Source organism: Pelomonas parva, assembly GCF_043555835.1.
Classification (GTDB): Bacteria; Pseudomonadota; Gammaproteobacteria; order Burkholderiales; family Burkholderiaceae_C; genus Pelomonas; species Pelomonas parva.
In genome coordinates this window covers 107112-121950 of the sequence record NZ_JBIGHV010000012.1, presented here as the reverse complement: position 1 = coordinate 121950, position 14839 = coordinate 107112, and the positions used below count along the sequence as shown (strand labels likewise).

10 protein-coding genes are annotated in these 14839 nt (G+C 69.2%); 6 read left to right on the top strand and 4 right to left on the bottom strand.

Annotation, left to right across the window (positions count from 1 at the left end; translation table 11 throughout):
- Positions 1-30 precede the first annotated feature (30 nt).
- Positions 31-321 (top strand): late competence development ComFB family protein, encoded by a 291-nt coding sequence (locus ACG00Y_RS26010; RefSeq protein ID WP_394484055.1) that lies wholly within the window; start codon positions 31-33, stop codon positions 319-321.
- Positions 322-623: 302 nt separating this feature from the next.
- Here the strand turns inward: ACG00Y_RS26010 and ACG00Y_RS26005 are convergent, their stop codons facing one another.
- Both ACG00Y_RS26005 and nadB read right to left on the bottom strand, forming a co-directional pair.
- Entirely contained in the window at positions 624-836 is a 213-nt protein-coding gene (locus ACG00Y_RS26005) for a DUF433 domain-containing protein (protein WP_394484053.1), read from the bottom strand.
- 41 nt (positions 837-877) lie between these two features.
- Positions 878-2482, bottom strand: a complete 1605-nt coding sequence (gene nadB, locus ACG00Y_RS26000; RefSeq protein ID WP_394484051.1) for an L-aspartate oxidase — start codon at positions 2480-2482, stop codon at positions 878-880.
- 131 nt (positions 2483-2613) lie between these two features.
- Between nadB and ACG00Y_RS25995 the strand changes: the two genes are divergently transcribed.
- From ACG00Y_RS25995 to ACG00Y_RS25985, 3 genes are read left to right on the top strand one after another with little or no spacing between them, the layout of a single operon-like run.
- Positions 2614-4602 carry an alpha/beta hydrolase family protein gene (locus tag ACG00Y_RS25995; protein WP_394484049.1) on the top strand — a complete coding sequence of 663 codons (1989 nt, stop codon included), beginning with the start codon at positions 2614-2616 and terminating at the stop codon, positions 4600-4602.
- Positions 4603-4619: 17 nt separating this feature from the next.
- Positions 4620-6626 (top strand): S9 family peptidase, encoded by a 2007-nt coding sequence (locus tag ACG00Y_RS25990; protein WP_394484047.1) that lies wholly within the window; start codon positions 4620-4622, stop codon positions 6624-6626.
- Positions 6623-8617: an alpha/beta hydrolase family protein gene (locus ACG00Y_RS25985; RefSeq protein WP_394484045.1), complete on the top strand. Its 1995-nt coding sequence runs from the start codon at positions 6623-6625 to the stop codon at positions 8615-8617. Before ACG00Y_RS25990 ends, ACG00Y_RS25985 begins: the two co-directional genes overlap by 4 nt.
- Before the next feature lie 6 nt (positions 8618-8623).
- Here ACG00Y_RS25985 and ACG00Y_RS25980 read toward each other — a convergent pair whose 3' ends face one another.
- Positions 8624-9499: a sterol desaturase family protein gene (locus ACG00Y_RS25980; protein WP_394484043.1), complete on the bottom strand. Its 876-nt coding sequence runs from the start codon at positions 9497-9499 to the stop codon at positions 8624-8626.
- 50 nt (positions 9500-9549) lie between these two features.
- Between ACG00Y_RS25980 and ACG00Y_RS25975 the strand changes: the two genes are divergently transcribed.
- Both ACG00Y_RS25975 and ACG00Y_RS25970 read left to right on the top strand, forming a co-directional pair.
- Complete coding sequence (locus ACG00Y_RS25975) at positions 9550-10527, top strand: DUF2804 domain-containing protein (protein ID WP_394484041.1); 978 nt, start codon at positions 9550-9552, stop codon at positions 10525-10527.
- A 35-nt stretch (positions 10528-10562) separates the two neighbouring features.
- Positions 10563-11945, top strand: coding sequence for a GGDEF domain-containing protein (locus tag ACG00Y_RS25970; protein WP_394484039.1), 1383 nt, complete (start codon positions 10563-10565; stop codon positions 11943-11945).
- Between the two features lie 250 nt (positions 11946-12195).
- Here the strand turns inward: ACG00Y_RS25970 and clpB are convergent, their stop codons facing one another.
- On the bottom strand, positions 12196-14793 hold the full coding sequence (clpB, locus tag ACG00Y_RS25965) for an ATP-dependent chaperone ClpB (protein WP_394484037.1): 2598 nt from the start codon (positions 14791-14793) through the stop codon (positions 12196-12198).
- Positions 14794-14839: the final 46 nt, after the last annotated feature.

Sequence of the window (14839 nt, the reverse complement as noted above, 5' to 3'; positions counted from 1 at the left end):
TATAAATCGGCACCCCATTGGAGGCCCGCCATGAATGCCGATTTCAGCTCCCTCTACAACCACCACGAGCGCGAGGTCTTCGGCGCGGTGATGGATGCGTCCAAGGACTTCCCCGACATCGCCGCCAGCAACGACCTGCTGTGCGACGTCTGCTGCGTGGCCCTGAACCGCCTGCCGCCGCGCTACATCCGCCATGAGGTGGACTTCAGCTTCTACCTGACCGAGCACGAGCGCCTGGAGATCGACAACGCCATCAACGAGGCCGTCACCTACGCCTTCAACTTCGTGCAGGCGCGGACGGCGTTGAGGGCGCGCAAGTAGGCCGTTCAGCCGATACGCACGAAGCGTCGGTGGCCGAGGTTGGCAAGCGCCTCGAGCAACTGCGGAACCAGCTCGAGCAACATCGCCAGCTGGTTCGAGTGCGCATCCAGCACGATCACCGGCACAGGCAAAGCTTCGTTCTGCTGGTAGCGCAGGTTCTTGTCGACGGTGATAACACATCGAACTCGCCGGCTGCCAAGGCCAACAACTGGCCGTTCTTCACGCCGGACCAGCCTTGCTGGACGACGGTCGCAACCTGATGGTCGGTCAGCGCCCGCGCCAGCCGGGCCGGTACGCACTCATCAAGCAGCAGCCGCATCGGCGAACAACTGCAATCGTGCAGCCTCCAGCACGGCCACGGCGTGGTCGCGGTCGATGGCAGGGAAGTCTTCCAGGAAGTCTTCCAGCGTCGAACCGTTCTCGAGGTAGTCGAACAGATGCTTCACCGGCACGCGTGTGCCAGCAAAGCACAGCGCACCGCTCATGATTTCCAAATCACGGGACATGATCTGCATGGCTACCTCAGCTGCTGTCGATCAGGCAAGTTTAGGCTGCCTCAGCGCCTGCGCCGCTCGCTGATCAACACCGTCGGGAAGCTCACCGGCAGCGTCTGCGGGTAGTCGCGGCTGTAGTGCAGGCCGCGGCTCTCGTGGCGCAGCAGTGCCGACTTGACGATCAGCTCCGCGCAGTCGACCAGGTTGCGCAGCTCCAGCAGGTCGCGCGTGACGCGAAAGCTGCCGTAGTAGTCGTCGATCTCGCCGCGCAGCAGCTGGATGCGGTGCAGCGCCCGCTCCAGCCGCTTGGTGGTGCGCACGATGCCGACGTAGTTCCACATCAGCAGCCGCAGTTCGTCCCAGTTGTGGGCGATGACGACTTGCTCGTCGGCGTTCTCGACCTGGCTCTCGTCCCAGGCCGGCAGCGGCGCAGGCTCCTGGATGGGCTGCTGCAGGATGTCGACGGCGCAGGTCTGGCCCAGCACCACGCATTCCAGCAGCGAGTTGCTGGCCAACCGGTTGGCACCGTGCAGGCCGGTGTAGCCGGTCTCGCCCACGGCATACAGCCCGGGCAGATCGCAGCGGCCGCTGAGGTCGGTCACCGCGCCGCCGCAGGTGAAGTGCACGGCCGGCACGACGGGGATGGGCTGGCGCGCGATGTCGATGCCCAGCTTCAGGCAGCGCGCGTGGATGGTGGGGAAGTGCTCGATGAGGAAGGCTTCGCCGAGGTGGGTGGCGTCCAGCAGCACGTAGTCCAGGCCGTGCTTCTTCATCTCGAAGTCGATCGCGCGGGCGACGATGTCGCGCGGCGCCAGTTCCATGCGCTCGTCGTGCGACGCCATGAACCGCGTGCCGTCCGGCAACTTCAGGTGCCCGCCCTCGCCGCGCAGCGCCTCGGTGATGAGGAAGCTGCGCTCCTGTGGGTGGTACAGGCAGGTGGGGTGGAACTGGATGAACTCCATGTTCGCCACGCGGCAGCCGGCCCGCCAGGCCATCGCAATGCCGTCGCCGGTGGCCGTGTCGGGGTTGGTCGTGTAGCGGTAGACCTTGCCGGCGCCGCCCGTGGCCAGCACGACGGCGCGGGCGGCCAGCGTCTCGACGCGCTGCGTGTCGATGTCCAGCGCATAGACGCCGTAGACGCGCGGCGGCTCGTCGCGCTGGGCGTGGCGCGACGTGATGAGGTCCAGCGCCATCCAGCGTTCGCACAGCTTGATGTTGGGGTGCTTGCGCGCCACGGCCAGCAGCTGGTCGTGGATGGCCTTGCCGGTGGCGTCGGCCGCATGGGCGATGCGGCGCACCGCGTGGCCGCCCTCGCGCGTCAGGTGCAGGCCCATGGGGCCGGTGTCGTCGGTCGTGAAGGGCACGCCCTGCTCCACCAGCCAGCCCACGGCGGCGGCGCTGCGCTCGGCGATGAAGCGGGCCGTGGCCTCGTCGACCAGGCCGGCACCGGCGTCCTGCGTGTCGCGCACATGGCTGTCGATGGAGTCGTCGCTGCCCAGCACGCCGACGATGCCGCCCTGGGCCCAGGCGGTGGCCGCCTCGGTCAGCTCGCGCTTGGCCAGCACGACGACGGGCACGGTGTCGGCCAGGTGCAGGGCCACGGTGAGGCCGGCAAGGCCGGCGCCGATGATGACGACGGGGGCGTCGTCGGGGGGGGCAGCAGTCATGGCGGGGCATTGTCCAGCAGCGCCGGCAACGGCTCGCGATGGTGAGGATTGCCGATTCGACGACCCTGCCTACACCCGGCCTGTCCTATGCTGCGCGCCGCTGCCAGAGAAGCAGCGGGAGGACACAGGGAATGCACAGAGGGATTTGGGCCGGCCTCATCGCCGCCGGCTTGCTGGCCGCGCTCACCGCGCTGGCCGCGCCGCCACCGGCCGAGGTGTTTTTTAAGCAGGCCGACGTTGCGGACGTGCAGCTGTCGCCGTCCGGGCGCCAGCTGGCCATCACGACGGTGCGCGGTCACAAGCGCGCGGGGCTGGTGGTGTTCGACCTGGGCAGCGGCAAGATGTCGCGCGCCGCGCACTTCGACGACGGCGACGTCACCCGGGTGCGCTGGGTCAACGACAACCGGCTGCTGTTCAGCCTGGAGGACTTGTCCGAAGGCAGCGGCAAGTACCCGGGCCTGCTGGCCGTCAACCCGGATGGCAGCGACATGCGCCGGCTCGTCAGCCGCTCGGGCGGCGGGATCGCCAAGGACCGCTTCAGCCGGCTCGAACGGCTGCTGAGCTGGAACCACCTGCTGCTGCGCGTGCCCCTGCCTCGCAGCGGCGAATCCGCCGACGAGGTGCTGATCGCGCGCATCAGCCTCGACGAGGATCGCATCGCCACACCGCTGTGGCTGGACACCCGCACCGGCATCACGCGCAAGACCTACGCCGACGCGCCGGCCCACACCATCGGCTGGCTGACCGACAGCCGCGGCGAGCTGCGCGCGGCCATCACGGAACACGCGGGCCGCCGCGCCGCCTACTGGCGTGGCCCCGGCCAGAAGGACTGGCGGCAGCTGTACGAGAGCGGCCTGTTCGACGCGCCCTTCCAGCCGCACTCGGTGGACGCCGCCGGCCAGCTCTACGTGACCGCAGCACTGGCCAAGGACAAGGAGGCCGTGCTGACGCGCTACGACTTCGAGCGCGGTGCGCCCGACACCCAGGCCCTCGTCGAGACGCCCGGCTTCAGCTTTGCGGGCCAGCTGCTGGACGAGGGCGGCGGGCCCGCTTTAGGCGTGCGTCTGCTCATCGACTCCGAGACCACCGTGTGGTTCAACCCCGCGCTGCAGGCCTTCCAGCAGCAGGTGGACGAGCACCTGCCCGGCCGCGTCAACCGCATCCAGTGCCGGCGCTGCGGCGAGCCCGACATGACCGCGCTGGTGCTCAGCTACAGCGACCGCGACCCCGGCCAGTTTTGGGTCTACCAGGCCCAGCCCCCGGCGGGCGAGCAGCGCTGGCTCGCTGTGGGCCGGGTGCGCAACGACATCCAGACGGCGGACACGGCGCAGATGGACTTCCACCGCATCCGCGCCCGCGACGGCCGCGACCTGCCGGTGTGGGTCACCAGGCCCGCCGACGCCAAGGGCCTGCTGCCGGCCGTCGTGCTGGTGCATGGCGGGCCCTGGGTGCGCGGCAATGTGTGGGGCTGGCAGGCCTGGGGCCAGTTCCTCGCGTCGCGCGGCTACGCGGTCATCGAGCCCGAGTTCCGTGGCAGCACCGCCTATGGCGACGCGCACTTCCGCGCCGGCTTCAGGCAATGGGGCCAGGCCATGCAGGACGACGTGGCCGACGCGCTGAAATGGGCGCAGGCGCAAGGCCTGGCCAGTGACAAGGCCTGCATCGCCGGTGGCAGCTATGGCGGCTACAGCACGCTGATGGGGCTGGTCAAAGACCCCGACCTCTACCGCTGCGGCGTGGCCTGGATGGCGGTGACCGACCTGGATCTCTACCTCAGCGGCTCCTTCTGGGTGCGCGACAACATCTCCGAGACGGGCCGGCAGTACAACCTCCCCGACCTGGTGGGTGACCCGGTGAAGGACGCCGCCATGATCGCCGCCCATTCGCCCGTCAAGCAGGCCGCGCGCATCAAGGCGCCTGTGCTGCTGGCCTTCGGCGAGAGCGACCTGCGCGTGCCCCTGGCCCACGGCCAGCGCATGCGCGACGCGCTGAAGGAGGCCGGCAACGAACCGGCCTGGGTCACCTACCCCGGCGAGGGCCACGGCTTCAGCATGCTGAAGAACCGCGTCGACTTCGCCGAACGCATGGCCGCCTTCCTGGCCAGGCACCTGCAACCCTGACGAGACCGAGGCCCGCCATGGCTGGATTTCTGCAACGCGCCGCGCTGGCGCTGACCTTGCTCGCTGCGGCCGCACAAGCCGCGCCGCCGCCGGCCGAGCTGTTCTACAAGGATGCCGAGTTGCTGGACGTGGTGCTGTCGCCCTCGGGTCGCAAGCTCGCGTTCACGACATCGCGCGGCACGGACCGCGTGGCGCTGGTGGTCATGGACCTGGACCAAGGCGGCAAGCTGAACGCGGTGGCGCGCTTCAAGGATGGCGACGTGCACGACGTCCGCTGGGTGGACGACGAGCGGCTGGTCTACGGCGTTGTGGACTTGTTCGACGGCAGCGCCCGCTACAGCGGCGCGCCGGGGCTGTTCGCCGTCAACGCCGACGGCAGCAAATTCCGTCAGCTCGTGCGTCGCCAGTGGAAGCCGGTCATCAGCGACGGCAGCGGCGACAAACGGCTGCTGGACTGGCACCACCGGGTGATCAAGGTGCCGCGCATGAACGCCGGCGGCAGCAACGACGAGGTGCTGGTGGCCGAGTTCTCGCCCGGCGCCGACGACGACACCGAGGTCCCCAAGTGGCTCAACACCCGCACCGGCCTGACCCGCAACGTGGACTTCACCGAACCCCAGGGCGCGGTGGGCTGGATGGCCGACAGCCGCGGCGACATGCGCGTGGTGTTCACGCGCAGGGAAGGCCGGCAGGCTGCGCTGTGGCGGGCGCCGGGCAGCAAGACCTGGACCCCGCTGTACGAGAGCGACCTGCTGTCGTCGCCCTTCAACATCGAGGCCGTGGACGACGCCGGCGGCCTGTACGTCAGCGAGCATGAAGGCGCCGCCGGCCAGGCGACGCTCAAGCGCTACGACTTCGAGCGCAAGCGCCCGCAGGAGAAGGCGCTGGTGGCCACGCCGGGCTTCGACTTCGACGGCGGCCTCGTCATCGACGAGACCAACGGCCGCGTGCTGGGCGTGCACCTGCTGGTGGATGCGCCCACGATCGCCTGGTTCGACCCGGCGATGAAGGTCTTCCAGGACCGCGTGGACAAGCTGTTCCCGGGCAACGCCAACCTCGTCAGCTGCCGCCGCTGCGGCACGCCGGACATGGTGGCGATGGTGCGCAGCTTCAGCGACCGCGACCCCGGCCGCTTCTACCTCTTCCAGGGCAAGCCCGCCGCCGGCGAGAAGGCCTGGACGGACATGGGCGCCAGGCGCGAGGGCGTGAAGCCGCAGGAGATGGCCAGCGTCGACCTGCAGCGCATCAAGGCCCGCGACGGGCTGGAAGTGCCGGTGTGGATCACGCGGCCCGCCAACACGACGGGCGCACTGCCGGCAGTGGTGCTGGTGCACGGCGGCCCCTGGGTGCGTGGCGGCACCTGGGGCTGGGATGCCGACGCGCAGTTCCTCGCCTCGCGCGGCTACGTCGTCATCGAGCCCGAGTTCCGCGGCAGCACCGGCTATGGCGACGCGCACTTCCGCGCCAGCTTCAAGCAATGGGGCCTGGCCATGCAGGACGACGTGACCGACGCGCTGCGCTGGGCGCAAAAGCAAGGCATCGCCAGCGACAAGGCCTGCATCGCCGGCGCCAGCTACGGCGGCTACAGCACGCTGATGGGCCTGGTGCGCGACCCCGACCTGTACCGCTGTGGCGTGGCCTGGCTGGCCGTCACCGACCTGGACCTGTACGCCGCCGGCTCCTGGTGGGTGCGCGACGACATCGGCGCCACCGGCCGCCGCTACACCATTCCCGAGGCCGTGGGCGACCCGGTCAAGGACGCCGCGCTGCTGGCCGCCAACTCGCCAGTCAAGCAGGCCGCGCGCATCAAGGCGCCGGTGCTGCTGGCCTTCAACGAGGGCGACCGCCGCGTGCCCATGGCGCATGGCGACCGCATGCGCAAGGCGCTGCGCGAGGCCGGCAACGAGCCGGTCTGGGTGACCTACGCCGGCGAGGGCCACGGCTTCGGCAACGTGAAGAACCGCGTGGACTTCGCGCAGCGCATGGCGGCCTTCCTGGCCAAGCACCTCGGAGAAAATCCTTGACCCTGTTCAACCGCTGTGCCGGCCTCGTTGCCGGCCTCCTGCTCTGCGCCGCTGGTGCGCAGGCCGCGCCCCCGCCCGCCGAGGCGTTCTACCGCGACGCCGACACCCAAGCGGTGCAGTTGTCGCCGTCCGGCCGCTGGCTGGCCATGACCGGTGCGCTGGGCACCAAACACCCCTCGTTGCTGGTGTTCGACGTGCTGGCCGGTGGCCAGCCGCAACGGGTGGCGCAGTTCAAGGACGGCGACGTCACCCAGGTGCGCTGGGTCAACGACACGCGATTGGTGTTCGGCGTGCAGGGCCGCGAAAGCGGCAGCGACCGCCCCCGTGGGGCCCTGGGCCTGTACGCCGTCAATGCCGACGGCAGCCAGCGCGTGCAGCTCGTGCGCAACTTCGGCAGCCGGGTGGTGAATGACGCGGCCCGCCCCGGGCTGCTGTCGTGGAACCACCGCCTGCTGCACGTGCCGATACCGCGCGAAGGCAAGGACAACAACGAGGTGTTGATCGGCCGCATCACCCTCAACGAACAGCGCACCGTGACGCCGCTGTGGCTGGACACGCTGACCGGGCGCACGCGCCCGGCGGTGTCGCAGCCGCCTGCGGACGTGGTGCACTGGGTGGCAGACCCCTTCGGCGAGCCGCGTGCGGCCATCGCCGTGCAGGGCACGCGCCAGACCACCTACTGGCGCCCGCCCGGCAGCGACGACTGGCAGGAGCTGCAGGAAAGCCTCATCGACGAAGCCCCTTTCGACGTGCATGCCGTGGACGCCAACGGCACGCTGTTTGTGACGCAACAGCGCGGCGACGCGGGCCATGCGGTGCTGACGCGCTACGACTTCGAGCAGCGCGCGCCGGCCGAGCAGGCGCTCGTCGTCACGCCGGGCTTCGACTTCCGCGGCGGCCTGCGGCTGGGCGACGACGGCCGGCTGCGCGGCGTGCGCGTGCTGGCCGAGGGCGAGTCCACCGCCTGGCTGACCGAGCGCATGCAGGCCATCCAGGCCGATGTGGACGGCACGCTGCCCGGGCGCATCAACGACATCACCTGCCGCCGCTGCGGCCAGCCCGACATGGTGCTGCTGGTGCACTCCTACAGCGACCGCGAGCCGGGCGAATGGTGGGTGCACCGCAGCAGCCCTGCGGGCGGCAAGGCCTGGCAACACGTGGGCCGCGCGCGCGCCGAGCTGAAGCCCGAGGACATGGCCACACTGTCGCTGCAACGCATCCCGGCCCGCGACGGGCTGGCGCTGCCGGTGTGGATCACGCGGCCGGCCAACGCCAAGGGGCCGCTGCCCGCCGTCGTACTGGTACACGGCGGCCCCTGGCTGCGCGGCAACCTCTGGCGCTGGAACGCGGAGGCGCAATTTCTCGCCTCGCGCGGCTACGTCGTCATCGAGCCCGAGTTCCGCGGCAGCACAGGCTATGGCGAGGCCCACCACCGCGCGGGCTTCAAGCAATGGGGCCAGGCCATGCAGAACGACGTGGCTGACGCGCTGAAGTGGGCACAGCGGCAAGGCGTGGCCAGCGACAAGGCCTGCATCGTCGGCAACAGCTATGGCGGCTACAGCGCGCTGATGGGCCTGGCCAACGACCCGGCGCTGTACCGCTGCGGCGTCGCCGGCCTGGCCGTGACGGACCTGGAGTTGCTGGTGCGCGGCTCCTGGTGGGTGTCCGACGATGCCTCCGAGCTGACCCGCTCCTACGTCATACCCAAGATGATCGGCGACCCGCAGAAGGACGCCGCGATGATCGCCGCCCACTCGCCCGTGAACCTGGCGGAGAAGATCAAGGCGCCCGTCATGCTGGTGTTCGGCGAGGAAGACCAGCGCGTGCCGCTGGCCCACGGCGAGCGCATGCGCCGCGCGCTGCGGGATGCCGGCAACGATCCCGTCTGGGTGACCTATGCCCAGGAGGGCCACGGCTTCGGCCTGTGGCAGAACCGGGTCGACTATGCGCAGCGCATGGAGGCCTTCCTGGCCCGACACCTGAAGCCGTGAGGCCCGCTACTCGCTGAAGCCGTTGGAATGCCGCCGCCACTCCGGCGGCTTCCACAGGTGGGCCAGACGCAGGCCCCACGTCTTCTCGTGCGCCATGTCGCGGAACATCGAGCGCCACTCGTGGGCGTTCAGCCAGAACAGGTTGTGCGTGGGAAACGGGTGCTCCAGGCCGTAGTCCACCGGCTCGCGCTCCGGCTCGAACGTGCCGAACAGCCGGTCGAAGACGATCAGCGTGCCGCCGAAGTTCTTGTCGATGTACTGCGGGTTGCGGCCGTGGTGGGCGCGGTGGTGGGAGGGCGTGTTGAAGATGAACTCGAACCAGGCCGGCATCCTGCCCACCCAGGTCGTGTGCACGAAGAACTGGTAGCCCAGGTTCAGCGACAGCGCGAACAGCACCCAGCGCGGCTCGAAGCCCAGCCACACGGCCGGCAGGTAGAACAGCCAGTTGCCAGCGACCGGGTAGAACCAGCTCTGCCGCAGCGCCGTGCCGAAGTTCATCTTCTCGGACCCGTGGTGCACGACGTGCGCGCACCAGAACCAGCGGATGCGGTGGCTGCCGCGGTGGAAGCCGTAGTAGAGAAACTCGACGAGCAGGAACAGGCCGAGGAAGCGCCACACCGTCACGTCGATGGTGAAGAGCCGGTGGTCGTAGACCCAGCCCATCGCCGGCAGCACCAGCATGGCCAGCAACACCAGGTCGGCCACCAGATAGCTGCCGCCGCTGTTCATGCTGTCGAACGTGTCGCGGAAGTCGAACACGCCGGTCTTGCGAAAGCGCCAGGCTTCCAGTGCGAGGAAGATGCCGAAGACGGGCGACAGGATGACGAGGGTCAGGTCTCGCCAGTCGAAGTGGCGTTGATAGAGGTCGAGCAACACGTCCATGGTGAGATATTGGCGCCAAACCGGCACCGCCTCCCGGCGGCAAAACCCGCATGTCTCCCGATCTGAAACCCGCGCCCGACACCGTCGTTCTCGACGGCCGGCCCGCGCATGGCCGCTACGCCGGGCGCATCGCGCGCATGGACTGGTCGGCGCTGGACCCGCGCCCCGGCTGGCTGTGGCGGCGGCTGCACCACAAGCGCTGGCACTACGTCGGCCTGGGCAACGCTGCCGTCTTCATCGGCGTGGCCATCGTCGATGTCGGCTGGGCCAGCAGCGCCTTCGCCTATCTCTTCGACCGCGAGAGCCGCAGGCTGCTGGCCGACTGGCGCCAGGACGGACTGCCGGGCCTGCAGGCTCACGTGGGCGATGCACCGCTGGCCGGCGCGCACGCGTGGTTCCGCGGCCCCGGCGCGCGGCTGTCGCTGCGACATGAGGCCGGCGACCGCCTGCACCTGAACGTCACCACGAGCGCGCTGCGCGTCAAGGCCGAGCTGGACCTGGCCGCCATGGCGCCGCCGCTGCTGGCCATCGGCCCCATCGCCGGCGGCCTGGCCCACGCGACGCAGAAGACCAGCGCCCTGCCCGTGCGCGGCTGGGCCGAGGCGGGCGGCCGAAGCTTCGATCTCGACACCGCCTGGGCTGCCGTCGACGCCTCCAACGGCCTGCTGGCCCGCGACACCGCCTGGCGCTGGGCCAGTGCCCACCGTCCCGGCATCGGCTTCAACCTGCAGCAGGGCTATTTCGGTGGCCAGGAGAACGTGCTGTGGCTGGACGGCCAGCCCATTGCGCTGGGCGCCGCGCAGTTCGATTTCGACGCCACCCGCCCCCTGTCGCCATGGCGGGTCGCCACCGACGATGGCCTGCTCGACCTCGTCTTCACACCCGAGGGCGCGCGGGACGCCGACAAGCACCTCGGCTTCGCCGCCAGCCGCTACGTGCAGCCCATCGGCTGCTTCAACGGCATGGTGAACGGCAAGGCCGTCACCGACTTGCTGGGCGTGACCGAGGACCACCGCTCCCGGTGGTGAGGCCGTCGCGGCGACGCCTGCCGTGACAGATGCCCATGACACCGCCACTCGTCAAGCTTAAAGTGCCCGGCACAACGAAAGAGGCCAGCCGCGTGCGCTACGAACTCAGCAACCCCAAGCTGCTCATCGCCGGCATCGCGCTCACGCTGGCGGCCGTGGCGAGCGTCGAGTTCCTGCCCGCCCGAACGCTGGAGCTGACCGCGCCGGGCCTTGCCAACGGCCCTTACCTGAACACCTCCGACGGCAACCAGGCCAATGCGGCCGTGAAATGGGTGAATGTCAAAGACAAGCACCTGCGCTGCCACTACGCCACGGCGGCAGCGAACTACCTGGGCTGTGGTCTCACCTACGTGCTCAACGGCGCCGACCCCAGCCTCGGCCGGGACCTGAGCGGTTTCGACACCATGGAACTGGACCTGGCCTACAAGGGGCCCTCGGCGTTCGTGCGGGTGGCGCTGCGCAATTTCGATCCGCGCTTTTCCAAGGCGGAGGACAACAACAGCTCGCGCTTTCACTCCATCAACCTGAGGCCGCGCGACATCCAGCGGCCCGTGGAGCTGGAGTTGAGCGAGCTGACCGTGCCGGAATGGTGGGTCGGCCAGTACAACCTCGCCCGCGAATACAACCGGCCGGGTTTCGAGAACGTGACCGCCCTGTCCATTGACCTGCCCGTGGTACAGGCCGGCGAGGAACACGAGCTCCAGCTGCGGCGCGTCACGTTGAAGGGCCACTGGGTCAAACGGGACAAGGTCTACCTCGGCATCCTGTGCGCATGGATGTTCGGCGCGCTGTTGATGGTGCTGAACGGCTGGGCCCAGCTGCGGCGCAGCCACCTGCGCCAGCAGCGCGAGATCGATGCGCTGACGGCACGCACCCGCCAGCTGCGCGTGGAGCAGGAAAAGCTGCGCCGCCTGGCCACGATCGACGAACTGACCGGCGTGCTGAACCGCCGCGGCCTGGAGCAGTCGCTGGAGGACTTCGAGGACTCGGCCCGGGGCATGACGCTGGTCACGCTGGACATCGACCACTTCAAGCACATCAACGACCGCCATGGCCACGACTGCGGCGACGAGGTGCTGCGCCGGGTTGCGGCGGTGGTCGCCGCGAACCTGCGGGCCAGCGATGTCTTCGGTCGCTGGGGTGGTGAGGAATTCCTGATCGCCGGCCAGGGCACGCGCCTGCGCGAGGCCACGCGGCTGGCCCAGAAGCTGTGTGACCGCATCGAGGAGAGCGAGATCACCGTCTCGGGCCATCGCATCGCCGTGACGGCCAGCTTCGGCGTCGCACTTGCCCCGCCGGGCGGCTCGACGGCAGACGCCCTCAAGCGTGCCGACGAAGCCCTCTACCGCGCCAAGGAAGCTGGCCGCAACCGGGTCGAGATGGACAAGACCCTCGAGGGCACGCCGACCACAATATGACCCCTCGTCCAGCCTCGCTTCGCTGCACGCGAGCGAGTCTGGCCGGTCTTGCAGACCGCGCAGCCGACGGAGCGGCTGCTCTTCGGCAGGCACGACAAGTCCTCAGGACTTGCCGTGTCCGGCCTCAGCCCCCGAGGGGACGGCGATGCTCGCGGGGCGTGCCCCGCTCGCACATCGCCACACGGGCCGGCTTGGGAGCGGCCCGGCGCGCGGCCCAAATACCCACGTTTCACGGGTGGCGGGTGCGTCGTCAGTGCACGACCCGCCCGAACGAGAACTCGCCACCCTCCACGTCCACCGGGATCACATCCTTCGGGCCGAACTTGCCCTCCAGGATCAGCTTGGACAGCGGGTTCTCCACCCGCTGCTGAATGGCCCGCTTCAGAGGCCGTGCGCCGAACACCGGGTCGAAGCCGACCTTGGCCAACTCGTCCAGCGCCGCCTCGCTGATGTCCAGCTTCATCTCCAGCTTCTCCAGGCGCGTCCCAAGCAGGCACAGCTGGATGCGGGCGATGGACTTGATGTGGTCGGCGCCGAGCGCGTGGAAGATGACGGTCTCGTCGATGCGGTTCAGGAACTCGGGCCGGAAGTGCGCCTTGACCTCGCCCCACACGGCCTCGCGGATGACCTCGTCGCTCTCACCCGACAGCGCCATGATGTGCTGCGAGCCGAGGTTGGAAGTCATGACGATGACGGTGTTCTTGAAGTCCACCGTGCGGCCCTGGCCGTCGGTCAGGCGGCCATCGTCCAGCACCTGCAGCAGCACGTTGAACACGTCCGGGTGGGCCTTCTCGACCTCGTCGAGCAACAGCACGGAATAGGGCTTGCGGCGCACGGCTTCGGTCAGCGTGCCGCCTTCCTCGTAGCCGACATAGCCGGGCGGCGCGCCGATCAGGCGGCTGACCGAATGCTTCTCCATGAACTCGCTCATGTCGATGCGCACCATGTGGTCTTCGCTGTCGAACAGGAAGCCGGCGAGCGCCTTGCACAGCTCCGTCTTGCCCACGCCCGTGGGGCCGAGGAACAGGAAGCTGCCCAGCGGCCGGTTCGGGTCGGACAGCCCGGCACGTGAGCGGCGGATCGCGTCGGAAACGGCCTGGATGGCCTCGGCCTGGCCCACCACGCGCTCGTGCAGCTTGCCCTCCATCTGCAACAGCTTCTCGCGCTCACCCTGCATCAGCTTGGAGACCGGGATGCCGGTGGACCGTGCGACGACTTCGGCGATTTCTTCGGCACCGACCTGGGTGCGCAGCAGGCGCGGCCGGGCCGAGCCCTTGCCCTTGCTGCTGGCTTCCTTGTCCTGCGCCTCGTTGAGCTGCTTTTCCAGCTTGGGCAGGCGGTCGTACTGCAGCTCGGCAAGCTTGTTGAAGTCGCCCTTGCGCTTGAGTTCCTCGATCTGCTGCTTGATGCGGTCGATCTCTTCCTTGACATGCGCCGAGCCCTGGGCCTGGGCCTTCTCGGCCGTCCAGATTTCTTCGAGGTCCTCGTACTCGCGCTGCAGCTTCAGCAGCTCGTCCTCGATCAGGCCGAAGCGCTTCACCGAGCCCTCGTCCTTCTCCTTGCGCACCGCCTCGCGCTCGATCTTGAGCTGGATCATGCGGCGGTCCAGCCGGTCCATCGCCTCGGGCTTGGAGTCGATCTCGATCTTGATCTTGGCCGCCGCCTCGTCGATGAGGTCGATGGCCTTGTCGGGCAGGAAGCGGTCGGTGATGTAGCGGTGGCTCAGCTCGGCCGCAGCAATGATGGCGGGGTCGGTGATCTCCACGCCATGATGCACCTCGTACTTCTCCTGCAGGCCGCGCAGGATGGCGATGGTGGCCTCCACGCTGGGCTCGTCCACCAGCACCTTCTGGAAGCGCCGCTCCAGCGCCGCGTCCTTCTCGACGTACTTGCGGTACTCGTTCAGCGTCGTCGCGCCGATGCAGTGCAGCTCGCCCCGTGCCAGGGCCGGCTTGAGCATGTTGCCGGCGTCGATGGAGCCTTCGGACTTGCCGGCGCCCACCATCGTGTGGATCTCGTCGATGAAGAGGATGGTCTGGCCCGCATCCTGGCTGACCTCCTTCAGCACGCCCTTGAGGCGCTCCTCGAAGTCGCCGCGGTACTTGGCGCCGGCCAGCAGCAGCGCCATGTCCAGCACCAGCACGCGCTTGCCCTTGAGGCTGTCCGGCACCTCGTCGTTGATGATGCGCTGCGCCAGGCCCTCGACGATGGCCGTCTTGCCCACGCCCGGCTCGCCGATCAGCACCGGGTTGTTCTTGCTGCGCCGCTGCAGCACCTGGATGGTCCGGCGGATCTCTTCATCGCGGCCGATGACCGGGTCCAGCTTGCCCAGGCGGGCGCGCTCGGTCAGGTCCAGCGTGTATTTCTTGAGTGCCTCGCGCTGGCCCTCGGCCTCGGCGGAGTCCACGCTCTGCCCGCCGCGCACCGCCAGGATGGCCGCCTCCAGCGCCTTGCGCGTGAGGCCATGGCCGCGCACGACGCCGGCCAGGTCGGTCTTGGCGTCGGCCAGCGCCAGCAGGAACATCTCGCTGGCGATGAACTGGTCGCCGCGCTTGCCGGCCTCCTTCTCGGCCGCCTGCAGCAGCGAGACGAGATCGCGCCCCGCCTGCACCGTCTGGCCCGAACCGCTGACCTGGGGCAGGCCGGCGATCAAGCCGTCCAGCGCCGTCTTCAGCGCCGGCGCCTTGACGCCGGCACGCTCCAGCAGCGCCCGCGGGCCGTCGTCCTGGGCCAGCATGGCCGCCAGCACGTGGGCGGGCTCGATGTAGGGGTTGTCACGGGCGATGGCCAGACTCTGGGCGTCAGCCAGCGCCTCCTGGAAACGGGTGGTGAACTTGTCGGCACGCATGAGCAGTACTCCTTGGATGGAGCCGCACGTGGGATGCTTCCGGCCG